This window comes from Profundicola chukchiensis (genome assembly GCF_029664245.1).
Lineage (GTDB): Bacteria > Bacteroidota > Bacteroidia > Flavobacteriales > Weeksellaceae > Profundicola > Profundicola chukchiensis.
Genome location: NZ_JANAIE010000055.1, coordinates 1 through 231, shown reverse-complemented (window position 1 = coordinate 231; position 231 = coordinate 1). Strand labels below are relative to the sequence as shown.

The 231-nt window shown below is 36.4% G+C and carries 1 protein-coding gene; it reads right to left on the bottom strand.

The window, feature by feature from the left end; translation table 11 throughout:
• Positions 1-214: hypothetical protein (locus NLM59_RS11655; RefSeq protein WP_304417953.1), on the bottom strand; the 214-nt coding region annotated here is incomplete at its 3' end.
• Between the last annotated feature and the right edge of the window lie 17 nt (positions 215-231).

Here is a 231-nt window from a genome sequence, read left to right as displayed (position 1 = left end):
TGTTATAGATTTGTCTTACATAGCCTTCTTCTTTACTTTTATCACCCGATAATTTAACTAATTGAAAATTAAGGGCTAACAAGTCAAATCTTTTAGCCAACTCATCTCCTGTTTCGTTGTAAGGCGCTAATCCTGATAGGTTTTCGCTAAGATCGTGAACATCGGTTGCACTGATGTTATCCCATCTTTCTCTGCTTTTAAAATCCTTTACCATGCGCCAATGCTTTCTAA